At 66.5% G+C, this 12,312-nt stretch carries 16 protein-coding genes; 15 read left to right on the forward strand and 1 reads right to left on the reverse strand.

Going from position 1 to position 12,312, the window contains the following annotated elements; genetic code table 11:
* Positions 1-87: 87 nt before the first annotated feature.
* From GPICK_RS13760 to GPICK_RS17600, 6 genes are all read left to right on the forward strand, one after another.
* Positions 88-609, forward strand: a complete 522-nt coding sequence (locus tag GPICK_RS13760; RefSeq protein ID WP_039744116.1) for an O-acetyl-ADP-ribose deacetylase — start codon at positions 88-90, stop codon at positions 607-609.
* Positions 606-1,046: a D-aminoacyl-tRNA deacylase gene (gene dtd, locus GPICK_RS13765; protein ID WP_039744119.1), complete on the forward strand. Its 441-nt coding sequence runs from the start codon at positions 606-608 to the stop codon at positions 1,044-1,046. Before GPICK_RS13760 ends, dtd begins: the two co-directional genes overlap by 4 nt.
* 127 nt (positions 1,047-1,173) lie before the next feature.
* A complete protein-coding gene (locus tag GPICK_RS13770) occupies positions 1,174-2,031 on the forward strand; it encodes a TIGR02757 family protein (RefSeq protein ID WP_039744121.1) in 858 nt (285 codons plus the stop codon).
* Entirely contained in the window at positions 2,028-3,785 is a 1,758-nt protein-coding gene (gene pabB, locus GPICK_RS13775) for an aminodeoxychorismate synthase component I (protein WP_039744123.1), read from the forward strand. Before GPICK_RS13770 ends, pabB begins: the two co-directional genes overlap by 4 nt.
* 29 nt (positions 3,786-3,814) lie before the next feature.
* A complete protein-coding gene (locus GPICK_RS13780; RefSeq protein ID WP_039744125.1) occupies positions 3,815-4,678 on the forward strand; it encodes an NAD(P)-dependent oxidoreductase in 864 nt (287 codons plus the stop codon).
* The gene (locus GPICK_RS17600; RefSeq protein WP_169745372.1) at positions 4,675-4,845 is read left to right on the forward strand and encodes a hypothetical protein; all 171 of its coding nucleotides are present in this window, start codon (positions 4,675-4,677) and stop codon (positions 4,843-4,845) included. The genes GPICK_RS13780 and GPICK_RS17600 overlap by 4 nt, the downstream gene beginning before the upstream one ends.
* A 15-nt stretch (positions 4,846-4,860) precedes the next feature.
* On the opposite strand, the gene GPICK_RS13785 is transcribed toward GPICK_RS17600, so the two are convergent.
* A complete protein-coding gene (locus GPICK_RS13785; RefSeq protein ID WP_039744128.1) occupies positions 4,861-5,436 on the reverse strand; it encodes a M23 family metallopeptidase in 576 nt (191 codons plus the stop codon).
* 224 nt (positions 5,437-5,660) lie between these two features.
* Here GPICK_RS13785 and typA point away from each other — a divergent pair, with 224 nt between their 5' ends.
* The 9 genes from typA (at position 5,661) to mltG (ending at position 12,258) form a co-directional block, all read left to right on the forward strand.
* Complete coding sequence (gene typA / locus GPICK_RS13790) at positions 5,661-7,460, forward strand: translational GTPase TypA (RefSeq protein WP_039744129.1); 1,800 nt, start codon at positions 5,661-5,663, stop codon at positions 7,458-7,460.
* Positions 7,461-7,612: 152 nt separating this feature from the next.
* Positions 7,613-8,368: an outer membrane protein assembly factor BamD gene (locus GPICK_RS13795; RefSeq protein WP_039744131.1), complete on the forward strand. Its 756-nt coding sequence runs from the start codon at positions 7,613-7,615 to the stop codon at positions 8,366-8,368.
* Positions 8,368-8,760 (forward strand): nuclear transport factor 2 family protein, encoded by a 393-nt coding sequence (locus GPICK_RS13800; RefSeq protein ID WP_039744133.1) that lies wholly within the window; start codon positions 8,368-8,370, stop codon positions 8,758-8,760. The genes GPICK_RS13795 and GPICK_RS13800 overlap by 1 nt, the downstream gene beginning before the upstream one ends.
* 17 nt (positions 8,761-8,777) lie before the next feature.
* Positions 8,778-9,152, forward strand: coding sequence for a fluoride efflux transporter CrcB (gene crcB / locus GPICK_RS13805; protein ID WP_039744135.1), 375 nt, complete (start codon positions 8,778-8,780; stop codon positions 9,150-9,152).
* Between the two features lie 10 nt (positions 9,153-9,162).
* Positions 9,163-9,522 (forward strand): DUF190 domain-containing protein, encoded by a 360-nt coding sequence (locus tag GPICK_RS13810; RefSeq protein ID WP_039744138.1) that lies wholly within the window; start codon positions 9,163-9,165, stop codon positions 9,520-9,522.
* Complete coding sequence (locus tag GPICK_RS13815) at positions 9,519-10,019, forward strand: rhodanese-like domain-containing protein (RefSeq protein ID WP_039744139.1); 501 nt, start codon at positions 9,519-9,521, stop codon at positions 10,017-10,019. Before GPICK_RS13810 ends, GPICK_RS13815 begins: the two co-directional genes overlap by 4 nt.
* Positions 10,019-10,435 carry a MauE/DoxX family redox-associated membrane protein gene (locus GPICK_RS13820; protein WP_039744141.1) on the forward strand — a complete coding sequence of 139 codons (417 nt, stop codon included), beginning with the start codon at positions 10,019-10,021 and terminating at the stop codon, positions 10,433-10,435. Before GPICK_RS13815 ends, GPICK_RS13820 begins: the two co-directional genes overlap by 1 nt.
* A gap of 78 nt (positions 10,436-10,513) precedes the next feature.
* Complete coding sequence (gene plsY / locus GPICK_RS13825; RefSeq protein ID WP_039744143.1) at positions 10,514-11,095, forward strand: glycerol-3-phosphate 1-O-acyltransferase PlsY; 582 nt, start codon at positions 10,514-10,516, stop codon at positions 11,093-11,095.
* On the forward strand, positions 11,092-12,258 hold the full coding sequence (gene mltG / locus GPICK_RS13830; RefSeq protein WP_084201447.1) for an endolytic transglycosylase MltG: 1,167 nt from the start codon (positions 11,092-11,094) through the stop codon (positions 12,256-12,258). The genes plsY and mltG overlap by 4 nt, the downstream gene beginning before the upstream one ends.
* Positions 12,259-12,312: the final 54 nt, after the last annotated feature.

The following is a 12,312-nucleotide window of genomic DNA, read 5'->3' on the forward strand; positions in this document are numbered from 1 at the left end:
GCCCACCTGTGAAGGCACAGGGGTGGAAACTCCGCAGGATCGGCTGTAGAATTGACCGGTAATGTTATTGGCACGGGAGGAGGCGCCATGAAGGAAAAGATCGAAATCATCCAGGGCGACATTACGAAGCTGACGGTGGATGCCATCGTGAACGCGGCCAACAACACCCTTCTGGGGGGTGGCGGGGTGGACGGCGCCATCCACCGGGCGGCGGGTCCGGAGCTGAAGGCGGAGTGCGCGCTGCTGGGGGGGTGCGAGACCGGCGACGCGAAGATCACCGGGGGGTACCGACTTCCGGCGAGGCACGTGATCCATACGGTGGGGCCGGTGTGGCACGGGGGGGAGAAGGAGGAACCGGAACTCCTGCGGAGCTGCTATCGCCGCTCGTTCGCGGTGGCCCACGGCGAGGGGCTCTCGTCCATCGCCTTTCCGGCCATAAGCTGCGGGGTGTACGGCTATCCGATGCGTGAGGCGTGCGTCATCGCCATGGAGGAGACGAGGAGGGCCCTGGAGCAGTATCCGGAGCTGACCCGGGTGATCTTCGTCCCCTTCAGCGCGGGTGCGGCGGCGCTCTACGAGGAAGCTTTCCAGGCGGAGTTCGGCGCGTGAAGGCAGTCATCCAGCGGGTGAGCGAGGCGCGGGTGACGGTGGAGGGGGAGGCCGTCGGCGCCATCTCCGGAGGAATCCTGGTCCTCCTCGGCGTGGAAAAGGGGGACGACGAGCGGGACGCGGCGTGGCTGGCGGAGAAGATCGCGGGGCTGCGGATCTTCGAGGACGCGGCGGGAAAGATGAACCTCTCGGTGCGGGAGGTGGACGGCGCCATCCTGGCGGTCTCCCAGTTCACCCTGGCGGGGAACTGCGCCAAGGGGCGGCGCCCCTCCTTCGACACGGCGGCGCCGCCGGACGAGGGGAAGCGACTCTACGAACGGTTCGTGGAACTGATGCGGGCAACGGGGCTGCCGGTGGCCACCGGCATCTTCCAGGCCGACATGAAGGTGCAGCTGGTGAACGACGGCCCGGTGACGTTCATCCTGGAGAGCCCCTGAGAGGAGCCGCCTTTCGTCCCGGCCCCGCACCGGACCGCAACGCAGCGCATAACAATCCCCTTCCCCCTCTTCCCCCCCCTGTGGTATACCAAGAGCGGATCCGCACCCATCCCCCCCGGAGCCCCGCGTGGAGCTGAAAACCGTCCTCGACAATCTGTACGCATCCCGGTCGTCCCGTCACCTGGCCAACGACCCCCTCTCCTTCTGCCACCGCTACCGCACGGCCGAGGACCGGGAGATCGCGGCGCTGGTCGCCTCGTCGCTGGCCTACGGCAACGTGAAGATCATCCTGCGCAGCCTTGCCGCGGTCTTCGCCGTCATGGGGGATTCTCCCCGGCGCTTCGTGGAGACCTTCGAGCCGGCGGAGGGGCTGCAGCTCTTTGCCGGCTTCAAGCACCGCTTCAACGACGGCCGGGACCTCTGCGCCCTCTTCCTGGCGGCCCGGACGATGATCGAGGAGGCCGACACCCTCGGCGACTACTTCCTCGGCTGTTACGATCCCCTGGCCGACGACATCACCCCCGCCCTCACCGAATACAGCGCCCGCATCCTCGCCTTCGACTACGCGCCGGTCTTCGGCACCCCGGTTATCCCGGACGATTCGTACTTTCCCTTCTTCTTCCCCTCCCCCGCCGCGGGGAGCGCCTGCAAGCGGCTCTGCATGTTCCTCCGCTGGGTGGTGCGGCCGGCGGACGGGATCGACCTCGGGCTCTGGAAGGAGGTGTCGCCGGCCAAGCTCGTGATCCCGGTGGATACCCACATCCACCGCATCGGCCGCAACCTGGGGCTCACGGCGCGCCGTCAGGCCGACTGGCGCACGGCCCGGGAGATCACGGCGGCGCTGCGGCGCCTCGACCCGGCGGACCCGGTGAAGTACGACTTCGCCCTCTGTCACCTGGGGATCTCCGAGGGGTGCGACGGCTCGGTGCGCCCCGCCTGCCGGGAGTGCCCGGTGGCAGAACTCTGCGGGGCAGAACGGCCATGAGCGGCACGCCGGCGGTGACCCTCGCCTCCTTCGACCCGGAGCGCCACCCGGCATCCTACCGTTTCGAGGAGATCGTGGAGGTGGTGGAGGCCCGCTCCCCGGAGGAGGTCCTCCCGGCGCTGCAGCGGGTGGCGGAGGCGGCCGCCCGGGGGCTCCACGGGGCGGGATTCGTCTCCTACGAAGCGGCACCGGGGCTCGGCACGGGACTCGCCACCCACCCCGCCGGCCCCCTCCCCCTGGTCTGGTTCGGCATCTTCGCGAAACGCGTCGCCATCGCCCCGCGCCTAGCCGGCGGCGATGGCGACGGGCCGACCTACGGGACCGAGGGGTGGGACGCCACCCTCTCTCCCGGCACCTACGGTACGGCCATCGACCGGATCAGGGAGTACATCGCCGCCGGCGACACCTACCAGGTGAACTTCACCCTCCGGCAGCACTTTCGCTTCACCGGCGACCCGGAGGCGTACTTCCACGACCTCTGCCGCGCCCAGCGGGCTCCCTTCTGCGCCTTCGTCGACACGGGACGATTCCGGCTTCTGTCGGCCTCCCCCGAGCTTTTCTTCGCCCTCCGCCACGGCACCCTCACCTGCCGCCCCATGAAGGGGACCGCCCGGCGGGGACGCTGGCACGCCGAGGACGAGGAGCAGCGGCGGCAGCTGGCGGCAAGCGAGAAGGAGCAGGCCGAGAACCTGATGATCGTCGATCTGCTGCGCAACGACATGGGGATGGTGGCCGAGACGGGGTCGGTGGAGGTGGACGGGCTTTTCGCCGTGGAGACGCTGGAGACGGTCCACCAGATGACCTCCACCATCACCGCCCGGCTCCGGAAGGGGGTCGGTCTCACGGAGCTCTTCCAGGCCCTCTTCCCCTGCGGCTCCGTGACCGGGGCGCCTAAGAAGCGGAGCATGGAGATCATCAGGGAACTGGAAGATTCCCCCCGCGGGGTCTACACGGGGTGCATCGGCTACGTCTCGCCGGGGAACGAGGCGCTCTTCAGCGTCGCGATCCGGACGGCGGTCATCGACGGGGAGACCGGGATGGGGGAGCTCGGGATCGGCAGCGGCGTCACCTTCGGCTCCCGCGCGGAGGCCGAGTACGCGGAATGCCTCGCCAAGGGGCGCTTTGCCCGGGAGCGGCTCCCCGACTTCCAGCTGGTGGAGACGATGCTCTACGACGAGGACAAGGGGTGCTTCCTGCTGGAGCGGCATCTGGCGCGGCTCTACCGCTCGGCCGCCTACTTCGGCTTCCCGGTCCGGCTCGGAACCATCACCACGGTGCTCGAACACCGCACCGCCCCCCTCGCCGGCCGGCACCGGGTGCGGCTCCTGCTGAGCCGCCGGGGCGGGTTCACCATCGAAACCGAGCCCCTTCCCGCCGACGGAGAGGAGCCGGTGCCGGTCAGCTTCGCCGCCGCCACCGTCGACTCCGCCGATCCGTTCCTCTACCACAAGACGACCCACCGCCCCCTCTACCGCCGCGAACTGGCGGCCCGCCCGGAGTGTGCCGACGTGATCTTCACCAACGAGCGGGGGGAGGTGACCGAGGCGGCCAACGCCAACGTGGTGGCCCGCATCGGGGGAGAGCTCGTCACCCCTCCCGTGGCATGTGGCCTCCTCCCCGGCACCTTCCGTGAGGAGCTCCTCGCCCTGGGCCAGGTGCGGGAACGGGTCATCACGCGGACGGAGCTGGAGCAGGCGGAGGATATCTTTCTCGTCAACTCGGTCAGGCAGTGGCGCGGGGCGCGGCTGACCTGATTCCATCCGGAAAACCAAGGAGAAAAACCATGCAGAAATTCGGATTCATCGGTCTCGGGATCATGGGGAGCGCCATGGCGAAGAATCTCGTCATGGCGGGATTCGACGTGACGGTCTGGAACCGCTCGCCGGAGAAGTGCGACGAGCTGGTGGCGCTGGGGGCGCGGCAGGCGGCAACGCCGCGGGAGGTGGTGGCGTCGGCCCCCCTCACCTTCGCCATGCTCGCCGACCCCGCGGCGGCCGAGGAGGTCTGTTTCGGCAAGAACGGGGTGCTGGAGGGGATCGGCGACGGGCGGGGCTACGTCGACATGTCGACGGTGGACCCGGCCACCTCCCAGCGGATCGGTTTCGCCGTGGCGGCAACGGGAGGGCGCTTCCTGGAGGCGCCGGTCTCGGGGAGCAAGAAGCCGGCGGAGGACGGCACGCTCATCATCCTCGCCGCCGGGGACCGGACCCTCTACGACGAGGCGATGCCCGGCTTCGAGAAGATGGGGAAAAAGGTCCTCCACCTGGGCGACGTCGGGAGGGGGGCCGAGATGAAGCTCGTGGTGAACATGATGATGGGGGGGATGATGGCGATCTTCTGCGAGGGGCTCGCCCTGGGGGGGAAAGCGGGACTGGCCTCTGACGACATCCTCGACGTCGTCGCCGCCGGTGCCATGGCGAACCCGATGTTCGCCCTCAAGGGGAAACTCATGGGCGAGGGGAACTTCGCGCCGGCCTTCCCCCTGAAGCACATGCAGAAGGACCTGCGCCTGGCGGTTGCCCTCGGCGAGCGGGTCGGGCAGCCCCTCTTCGCCGCCGCCACGGCCAACGAGCTCTTCAAGCGGGCATCCGCCGCCGGCTTCGGCGCCGAGGACTTCTCGGCCCTGTTCAAGACCACGGCCCCGTGAAAGCCCTCCTCACCTTCCTCGCCGTCAGCCTCATAAACGGCGCCTTCCTCTACCCCCTCTTCTACCTCGGGGTGGGGAAAGAGGTCTCCTGGCTCCTCGTGGCCGCCCAGGCCACGGGGGGCGTGTTCTGCCTCTACCTCCTCGTCAGACACCGCAAACGCTGGTAGAAAAGATGCTCCCCCTTACGGCTCGTCCCCCGTCGGGAGCGCCAGCTCGACAGACGTCGCTTCTCCCCCCTGTCCCTGCTCGTGGCCGGCTATCCACGCCCCGACATTCTCGGAAACAACCTCCTTTAGCCGCTCTTCGAGCCGGGCCTGGGCCTCGCGACGCTGCCGATCGGAGACCGGAATCTGCCGGACCTCGTAATGGACATGGGGGCCGGTGGAACGGCCGGTGTTGCCGGAAAGGGCAATGACGGTCTTCTCGTCGACGCGGTCTCCCGCCTTTACGCGAACCGATGCATTGTGGCCGTAGATGGTTATGTAGCCATTGCCGTGATCGATGGCCACCAGGTTCCCGTATCCCTTGTAGAGCCCGGCGTAGATGACCGTGCCGGTCTGGGTGGGGTAGACGGAGGTCCCTTCGGGGACGGCGATGTCGACCCCGTGGTGATAGACCATCCGGCCGCTGCCGAAGGGATCGGGACGCCAGCCGATGCCGGAGGTGATGGTCCCCCCGTCCACCGGCAGCCGCCGCGCCGCCGCCATGGCCGGAACGGCCATCAGTGCCACCGCCGCCAGAAAGATGAAACGTTTCATGACTGAAATCTCCCCCGCTGCATACCCGGTTCGTGTTTGTCCTAGCAATCCATATGCCACGTTTTGGCACAACAATGCAACCCGTGACTGACCGAAAAAGGCTTGTCTTTTCTCGAAAAAGTTGCCATAGTGAAGCGTTTTCAAGGACGGGCAGGCGCTCGTCTTTTCTTTTTTCCCGGGCCCCGGCCCCGCCACCGAACAATCCACGCGAGGAGTATCGTGTCATGCAGGAAAGAATCAGGAACATCGCCATCATCGCCCACGTCGACCACGGGAAGACCACCCTGGTGGACGCCATGCTGAAGCACGCCGGGGTCTTCCGGGAAAACGAGGCCATCACCGAGCGGGTCATGGACTCCAACGACCTGGAGAAGGAGCGCGGCATCACCATCCTGGCCAAGAACCTGTCGGTGCACCACGGCCGCTACAAGATCAACATCATCGACACCCCGGGCCACGCCGACTTCGGCGGCGAGGTGGAGCGGGTGCTGAAGATGGTCGACTCGGTGCTGCTGCTCGTCGACGCCCTGGACGGCCCCATGCCCCAGACCCGCTTCGTGCTCAAGAAGTCCCTGGACCTGGGGCTCAAGCCGATCGTCGTCATCAACAAGATCGACCGCCCCGGCGCCCGGGCCGACGAGGTGGTGGACATGGTCTTCGACCTTTTCTGCGAGCTGAACGCCAACGACGAGCAGTTGGACTTCCCCATCGTCTACACCAGCGCCAAGCTCGGCTTCGCCAAGCTGGATCTCGACACCGAGTCAAACAGCATGGAGCCGCTCTTCGCGGTGATCGAAGCCAACGTCCATCCGCCGGCCGGCGACGCCAAGGCGCCGTTCCAGCTCCTGGTCACCAACATCGACTACAACGACTACATCGGCCGCATCGCCACCGGCAAGATCTTCAACGGCAGCGTGAAGGCCGGCGAAACCGTGGCGCTGGTGCGCCGCGACGGCAGCGTGGTGCGTGGCCGCATCTCCAAGCTGCTGGGCTACGAAGGGCTCAAGCAGGTGGAGATCCCCGAGGCGTGCACCGGCGACATCATCACCGTGGCCGGCTTCGACGAGGTGGGGATCGGCGAGACCCTGGCCGCCGCCGACAATCCGGTGGCGCTCCCCTACGTCTCCATCGACGAGCCGACCATCGCCATGAACTTCATCGTCAACTCCTCCCCCTTCGCCGGCAAGGAGGGGAAGTTCGTCACCTCCCGCAACATCCGCGACCGCCTCGACCGTGAGCTGCGGACCAACGTATCGCTGCGGGTCGAGGACACCGGCAACGCCGACACCTTCAAGGTCTCCGGCCGCGGCGAGCTCCACCTCTCCATCCTTATCGAGAACATGCGCCGGGAAGGGTTCGAGATGGCGGTCTCCAAGCCCGAGGTCATCATGCGGGAGATCGACGGCAAGAAGATGGAGCCGATGGAGTACCTGGTGGTGGACGTCCCTTCGGAGTTCCAGGGGTCGATCATCGAAAAGATGGGGCCCCGCAAGGGGGAGATGACCTCCATGCAGCCCATGGGGGAGACGGTGCGCCTGGAGTTCATCGTGCCGGCCCGGGGACTCATCGGCCTGCGGGGCGAGCTCCTCACCGAGACCCGGGGCACCGCGGTCATGACCCACACCTTCCACGACTACGCCCCCTTCAAGGGTGACATCCCGGGGCGCAAGAACGGCGTCCTCATCGCCATGGAGAACGGCGAGACCACCGCCTACTCCCTGGACTCCCTCCAGCCCCGCGGCATCCTCTTCATCGGCCCCGGCGTCGAGGTCTACGGCGGGATGATCATCGGCCAGCACGCCAAGGACAACGACCTGGACGTGAACCCCTGCAAGGGGAAGAAGCTCACCAACGTCCGAGCCTCGGGCTCCGACGACGCCATCAAGCTCACCCCGCCCCGCGTCCTGACCCTGGAGCAGGCCCTGGAGTTCATCGACGACGATGAGCTGGTGGAGGTGACCCCCCAGTCGATCCGGCTCCGGAAGAAGGAGCTGGACCCGAACCGGCGGAAGCGCAAAGGGTAGCGGCAAACGTCCCACCTCCGTGCCGCCGGCAGCGTCGTCAGCGACCTGCCGGCGGCACCAATCGCGCAAGCGCGGCAGCGACACGTTTGCATTGACTTTGCCGGGCATTTTCTCTACCTTTTCCTGAATCCCCCTGGAAGGTGAGACGAACCATGAAGCTCTCCATACGCCGGACCCTGCATTCCCTCTGCGCCCTCTCCCTGCTCGCAGCCGCCGGCTGCGCCACCACGTCGGAGCCGGTGAGCAGGAACCCCGAGATGATCGCCAAAGAGGCCGAGGAGTTCCAGAGCTCCCGCCGCTACGAAGACGCCATCGCCCAGTGGAAGAAGGTGAAGGAGAGCTACGCCTCGCCCGAGATGACCACCCTGGCCGAGATGAAGATCGCCGACGCCCAGTTCGACAGCGGCACTTTCATCGAAGCGGCCGCCTCCTACGAGGAGTTCCGCAAGCTCCACCCCAATCACGAAAAGTCGGCCTACGCCCTCTACCGCCAAGCCTTGAGCTACTACAACCAGATCACCGGCATCGACACCGACCAGACGCCGACCACCAACTCCGTCGCCTTCTTCGAGTCGTTCCTGAAGCTCTACCCGACCTCCGAGTACGCCGCCGAGGTCCGGAACAAGCTCGAAGTCTGCCGGATGAAGCAGGTGGAATACGAGATCTACATCGGCCGGTTCTACTACCGGACCGACAAGTACGCCTCCGCCATCAAACGCCTCGAGGAGGCGCTCAAGAAATACCCCCGCTCGCCGCTCCACGACGAGACCCTCTACTATCTCGGCAAATCCTACGTCCTTGCCGGCGACCGGGCCAAGGGGCGCGAGGCGTTCCAGCGGCTCTTCAACGACTACCGCACGAGCAAATACGTGGACGAGGCGCGGCAGTTCCTCGACAAGAACTACTGATGAGATCCCTCCTGGCGCTCCTGGCGCTGCTCTGCCTCGCCGGCTGCAGCACGGAACGGCGCGCCGTGGAGGATGTCATGAGGCTGCGGGAAAAGGCCCTCGCCACGGCGGATGCCCCCCTCTACGCCTCCCTCCTCTCCTCCGCCTACCGCGACAAGGGGAAGGACTACACCGCCGAGCGGGCGGAACTGGAAGGGATGATCCGGGGCTTCGGACCGGTTTCCTACCGCTCCCTCGACCGCACCGTCACGGTGCACGGTGCCGACGCCACCGTCGCCGGCCGCTACGCCCTGAAGGTCACCTTCCGGGGACGGCCGCTGGAGCTCGCCGGCGAGGAGACCATCCACCTCCACCGCGAGACCGGCGGATGGAAGATCGTCGGCGGACTCTGAACGCGGGATCACGCGAGATGCAGACCATCCTCCTCATAGCCATTTTCGGCGCCCTCGGCTGCGTAAGCCGCTACCTCTTATCGGGATGGGTCTACACGCTCCTCGGGCGGGGGTTCCCCCACGGGACCTTTGCGGTGAACATCGTCGGGGCGTTCCTCATCGGGCTGATCATGGAGTTCGGCATCCGCAGCACCCTCCTCACCCACGAGCTCCGCAGCGCGCTCACCATCGGTTTCCTCGGCGGACTCACGACCTTCTCCACCTTCAGCTACGAAACCTTCAAGCTGCTCGAGGACGGCGAGTTTCTCACCGCCTCGGTGAACGTCCTGGCGAGCGTCGTGGTCTGCCTCGCCTGCACCTGGGTCGGCATCCTAGCGGCCCGCCACCTGTAAGGAGCTCCCCATGATGAGATTCAGCGGCGAAAAGGTCCTGATGCGGATCTTCATCGGCGAAAGCGACCGACACGGCCGCAAGCCCCTCTATGAAGCCCTCGTGGAGCTCTTCCGGCAGGAGGGGTTCGCCGGTGCCACGGTGCTCCGCGGCGTGGCTGGATTCGGCGCCTCCAGCGTCTATCATACCGACAAGCTTCTGGAGCTTTCCACCGACCTTCCGCTCGTGGTGGAGGTGGTGGAGGAGCAGGAGCGGATCGACGCCCTGATGCCGCGGATCGACGCCATGATGGACGGCGGGATGATAACCCTGGAGAAGGCGACCGTCATCCGGTACGAACGGCGGAGCGAACGCGAAGGGGCGAGGCCGTGAGGAGCGACCTCCGCCGTCTTGCGACGGAGATGGCTGTCATCGTCCTCGTGGCGGCGGCGGTCGGCATTGCCTGGAACTTCCGTCTGCTCCGCGACGTCTGGCAGGGGCATGCCTCGACCGCCTCGGCCCCGTCGTTGCCGGCGCCGAACGCTCCTGCCGAGCCGCTCCCCCTCGGGCTCATACAGATCAAGGAACTCGTCGACTCGAAGGAGGCCGTCATCATCGACGCCCGGGACCGGGAGGCCTTCCGCAAGGGGCATATCAGCGGAGCGCTCTCCCTCCCCCTCGGCGAGGCCGACCGCCTCGTGCCGGAATTGGTGGCAAAGACCCCGAAGGAGAAGCTCCTGGTCGTCTATTGCAACGGCTACGATTGTCACGACAGCAAGACCCTCGGCCGGCGGCTCCTGGCGGCCGGCTTTGGTCAGGTCTTCGTCTTCGAGGGGGGATTTCCGGAATGGCGCGACGCCGGCTACCCCGTCGCCCAGGGGGGGGAGTGATGCAACCCGTCGCCAGACATCTCACGGCGGTGCTCCGGGTGGCGCTCGGCGCCGTCTTCCTCTACGCCGGGATGCTCAAGATCTCCAATCCCGCCGCCTTCGCCGGGAGCATTGCCAGCTACCAGGTCATCGGCTACGTCGGGACCTACGTGGTGGCAGCCATCCTGCCGTGGGTAGAGGTGATCTGCGGCGCGCTCCTCGTCACCGGCTGGCGCGCCCGGACCGCCGCGGCGATGGCGGTGGTGCTGAACGTCGTCTTCATCGTCCTGCTCTTCTCCACCGTTGTCAGGGGGCTCGACATCGACTGCGGCTGCTTCAGGCAGGGGGGGGAAAAGACTTCGGCCTGGACCGCCATCTTCCGCGATCTCATGCTGATGGTGGCAGCGGGGTTCATCTACCGAAAGGGAACGCGCTGACGGCACCGCTTCCCTTGCCCCTCCGCCTGAAATGGTGTAGTATGCCGCTCGTTTTCATTAAGTAACGGAGCATAAACATTGAATCAGCTACTTCTCCTCGCCGGGGCCTATCTCCTCGGCTCGATCCCCACGGGGCTCCTCCTCGCCCGGGCCCTGGGCGTTGACATCAGAACCACCGGCAGCGGCAACATCGGCGCCACCAACGTCTACCGGACTATGGGACGCACGGTAGGCATCATGACCCTCGTGGGAGACTGCCTGAAGGGGCTCGTCCCGGTACTCGTGGCACGCCAGCTCGGCTTTGACGAGGCCTGGGTCGCCGCCGCCGGCCTCGCGGCATTCCTAGGCCATATCTACACCATCTTCCTCCGGTTCAAAGGGGGGAAAGGGGTTGCCACGGCCCTCGGCGTCTTCCTCGGCATCTCTCCCCTCGCCGTCCTGGTGGCACTGACGGTCTTCATCGGCATGGTCGCCAAATGGCGCTACATCTCCCTCGGCTCCATCACGGCCGCCGCCGTGATGCCCGTGGCCGTGGCGCTCCTCGAAGGGAAACCCCGCGTCGTTCTCCTCACCCTCGCCGTTTCCTTCCTCGTCATCTGGAAGCACCGGGAGAACATCCGCCGGCTCCGGGAAGGGACCGAAAACAAGTTCAAGGCATGACCGCTCCCCTCTCTCCAGACCATTGCCCGGTCCCCGAGGAGGATGATTCGGCAGGCGAGGCGCCGACCTCTTCGACTGCGGCATCCGCGTCTCCACCCCCGCGGTTCGACCTGAGGGACCGCCGCACTCGGGCGGCGCTGGCGCTCCTGCTCATCCTCCTTCTCACGCCGTTTATCCGCTACGCCTGGTTCCTCTTGCTCCCCTCCGGTAGCGGAAAGACCGTCCGGATCATCGATTTCGAGAAAGGAGACACCCCTCGCCGCATCGCCGACGAGCTGGAGCGGTCCGGCGTCATTTCCAGCGCCCGGCTCTTCGTCATCTACACCCGGCTTTCCGACGCCGCCGGACGGCTGCAGGCGGGAGAGTACCAGTTCACCGACGCCATGCGTCCCTCCGAGATCCTGCGCAAGATGGTGAACGGTGAGGTCTATGCCGAGCGGTTCGCGGTTCCCGAAGGATACTCCATCTATCAGGTGGCGGAGCTCCTCGAAGAGCGCCGGATCTTTCGCAGGGACGCCTTTCTCAAGGCCGCCGGTGACCCGAAACTTCTAACGGAGCTCGGCATCGACGGCACGAGCGTGGAGGGGTACCTTTCCCCGAGCACCTATAACGTCACGAAGAAGATGGACGAGGCCGCCCTCATCCGCGCCATGGTGGCCCATGCCGACAAGATCTACGCCGAACGGTTCGCTGCCGAGGCCCGTCGCCTCGGCATTTCTCGCCGGGAAGTCGTCACCCTCGCCTCACTGATCGAAAAGGAAGCCATCTCCGCCGCCGAGCGCCCCCTTATCTCGTCGGTCTTCCATAACCGCCTCGGAAAGGGGATGCGCCTTCAGAGCGACCCCACCGCCATCTACGGCATCCGCGCCTTTGGCGGGAACGTCTCAAAACGGGACATCGAGCGGGCAACCCCCTACAACACCTACCGCATCCCCGGCCTTCCTCCCGGCCCCATCGGCAACCCGAGCGACGCCGCGATCGATGCGGCTCTCCACCCGGCGCAGACCGGCTACCTCTACTTTGTCGCCAGGAAAGATGGAACCCACCACTTTTCCGCCACCCTGGCGGAGCACAACGCCGCCGTCCGCACCTACCTCAGGGGAGCTGCCGCCCCCACCACCGAACTCCGCACCGAGCATCCGTCGATCACCGGCCGTCGCTGATCGCTTTTCGTCAGGCAAAAGCAAAAGGCCCCGCCGTACTGGCAGGGCCTTTTG

Origin of the sequence: Geobacter pickeringii (genome assembly GCF_000817955.1) — a bacterium.
Lineage (GTDB): Bacteria > Desulfobacterota > Desulfuromonadia > Geobacterales > Geobacteraceae > Geobacter > Geobacter pickeringii.

What these genes read in the sequence shown, in the direction of transcription:
- GPICK_RS13780 (WP_039744125.1), top strand. Translation starts at nt 3,815, where the DNA reads ATGCAGAAATTCGGATTCATCGGTCTCGGGATCATGGGGAGCGCCATG.
- mltG (WP_084201447.1), top strand. Translation starts at nt 11,092, where the DNA reads ATGACCGCTCCCCTCTCTCCAGACCATTGCCCGGTCCCCGAGGAGGAT.
- typA (WP_039744129.1), top strand. Translation starts at nt 5,661, where the DNA reads ATGCAGGAAAGAATCAGGAACATCGCCATCATCGCCCACGTCGACCAC.
- crcB (WP_039744135.1), top strand. Translation starts at nt 8,778, where the DNA reads ATGCAGACCATCCTCCTCATAGCCATTTTCGGCGCCCTCGGCTGCGTA.
- GPICK_RS13760 (WP_039744116.1), top strand. Translation starts at nt 88, where the DNA reads ATGAAGGAAAAGATCGAAATCATCCAGGGCGACATTACGAAGCTGACG.
- pabB (WP_039744123.1), top strand. Translation starts at nt 2,028, where the DNA reads ATGAGCGGCACGCCGGCGGTGACCCTCGCCTCCTTCGACCCGGAGCGC.
- GPICK_RS13795 (WP_039744131.1), top strand. Translation starts at nt 7,613, where the DNA reads ATGAAGCTCTCCATACGCCGGACCCTGCATTCCCTCTGCGCCCTCTCC.
- GPICK_RS13820 (WP_039744141.1), top strand. Translation starts at nt 10,019, where the DNA reads ATGCAACCCGTCGCCAGACATCTCACGGCGGTGCTCCGGGTGGCGCTC.
- GPICK_RS13810 (WP_039744138.1), top strand. Translation starts at nt 9,163, where the DNA reads ATGATGAGATTCAGCGGCGAAAAGGTCCTGATGCGGATCTTCATCGGC.
- GPICK_RS13785 (WP_039744128.1), bottom strand. Translation starts at nt 5,436, where the DNA reads ATGAAACGTTTCATCTTTCTGGCGGCGGTGGCACTGATGGCCGTTCCG.
- GPICK_RS13800 (WP_039744133.1), top strand. Translation starts at nt 8,368, where the DNA reads ATGAGATCCCTCCTGGCGCTCCTGGCGCTGCTCTGCCTCGCCGGCTGC.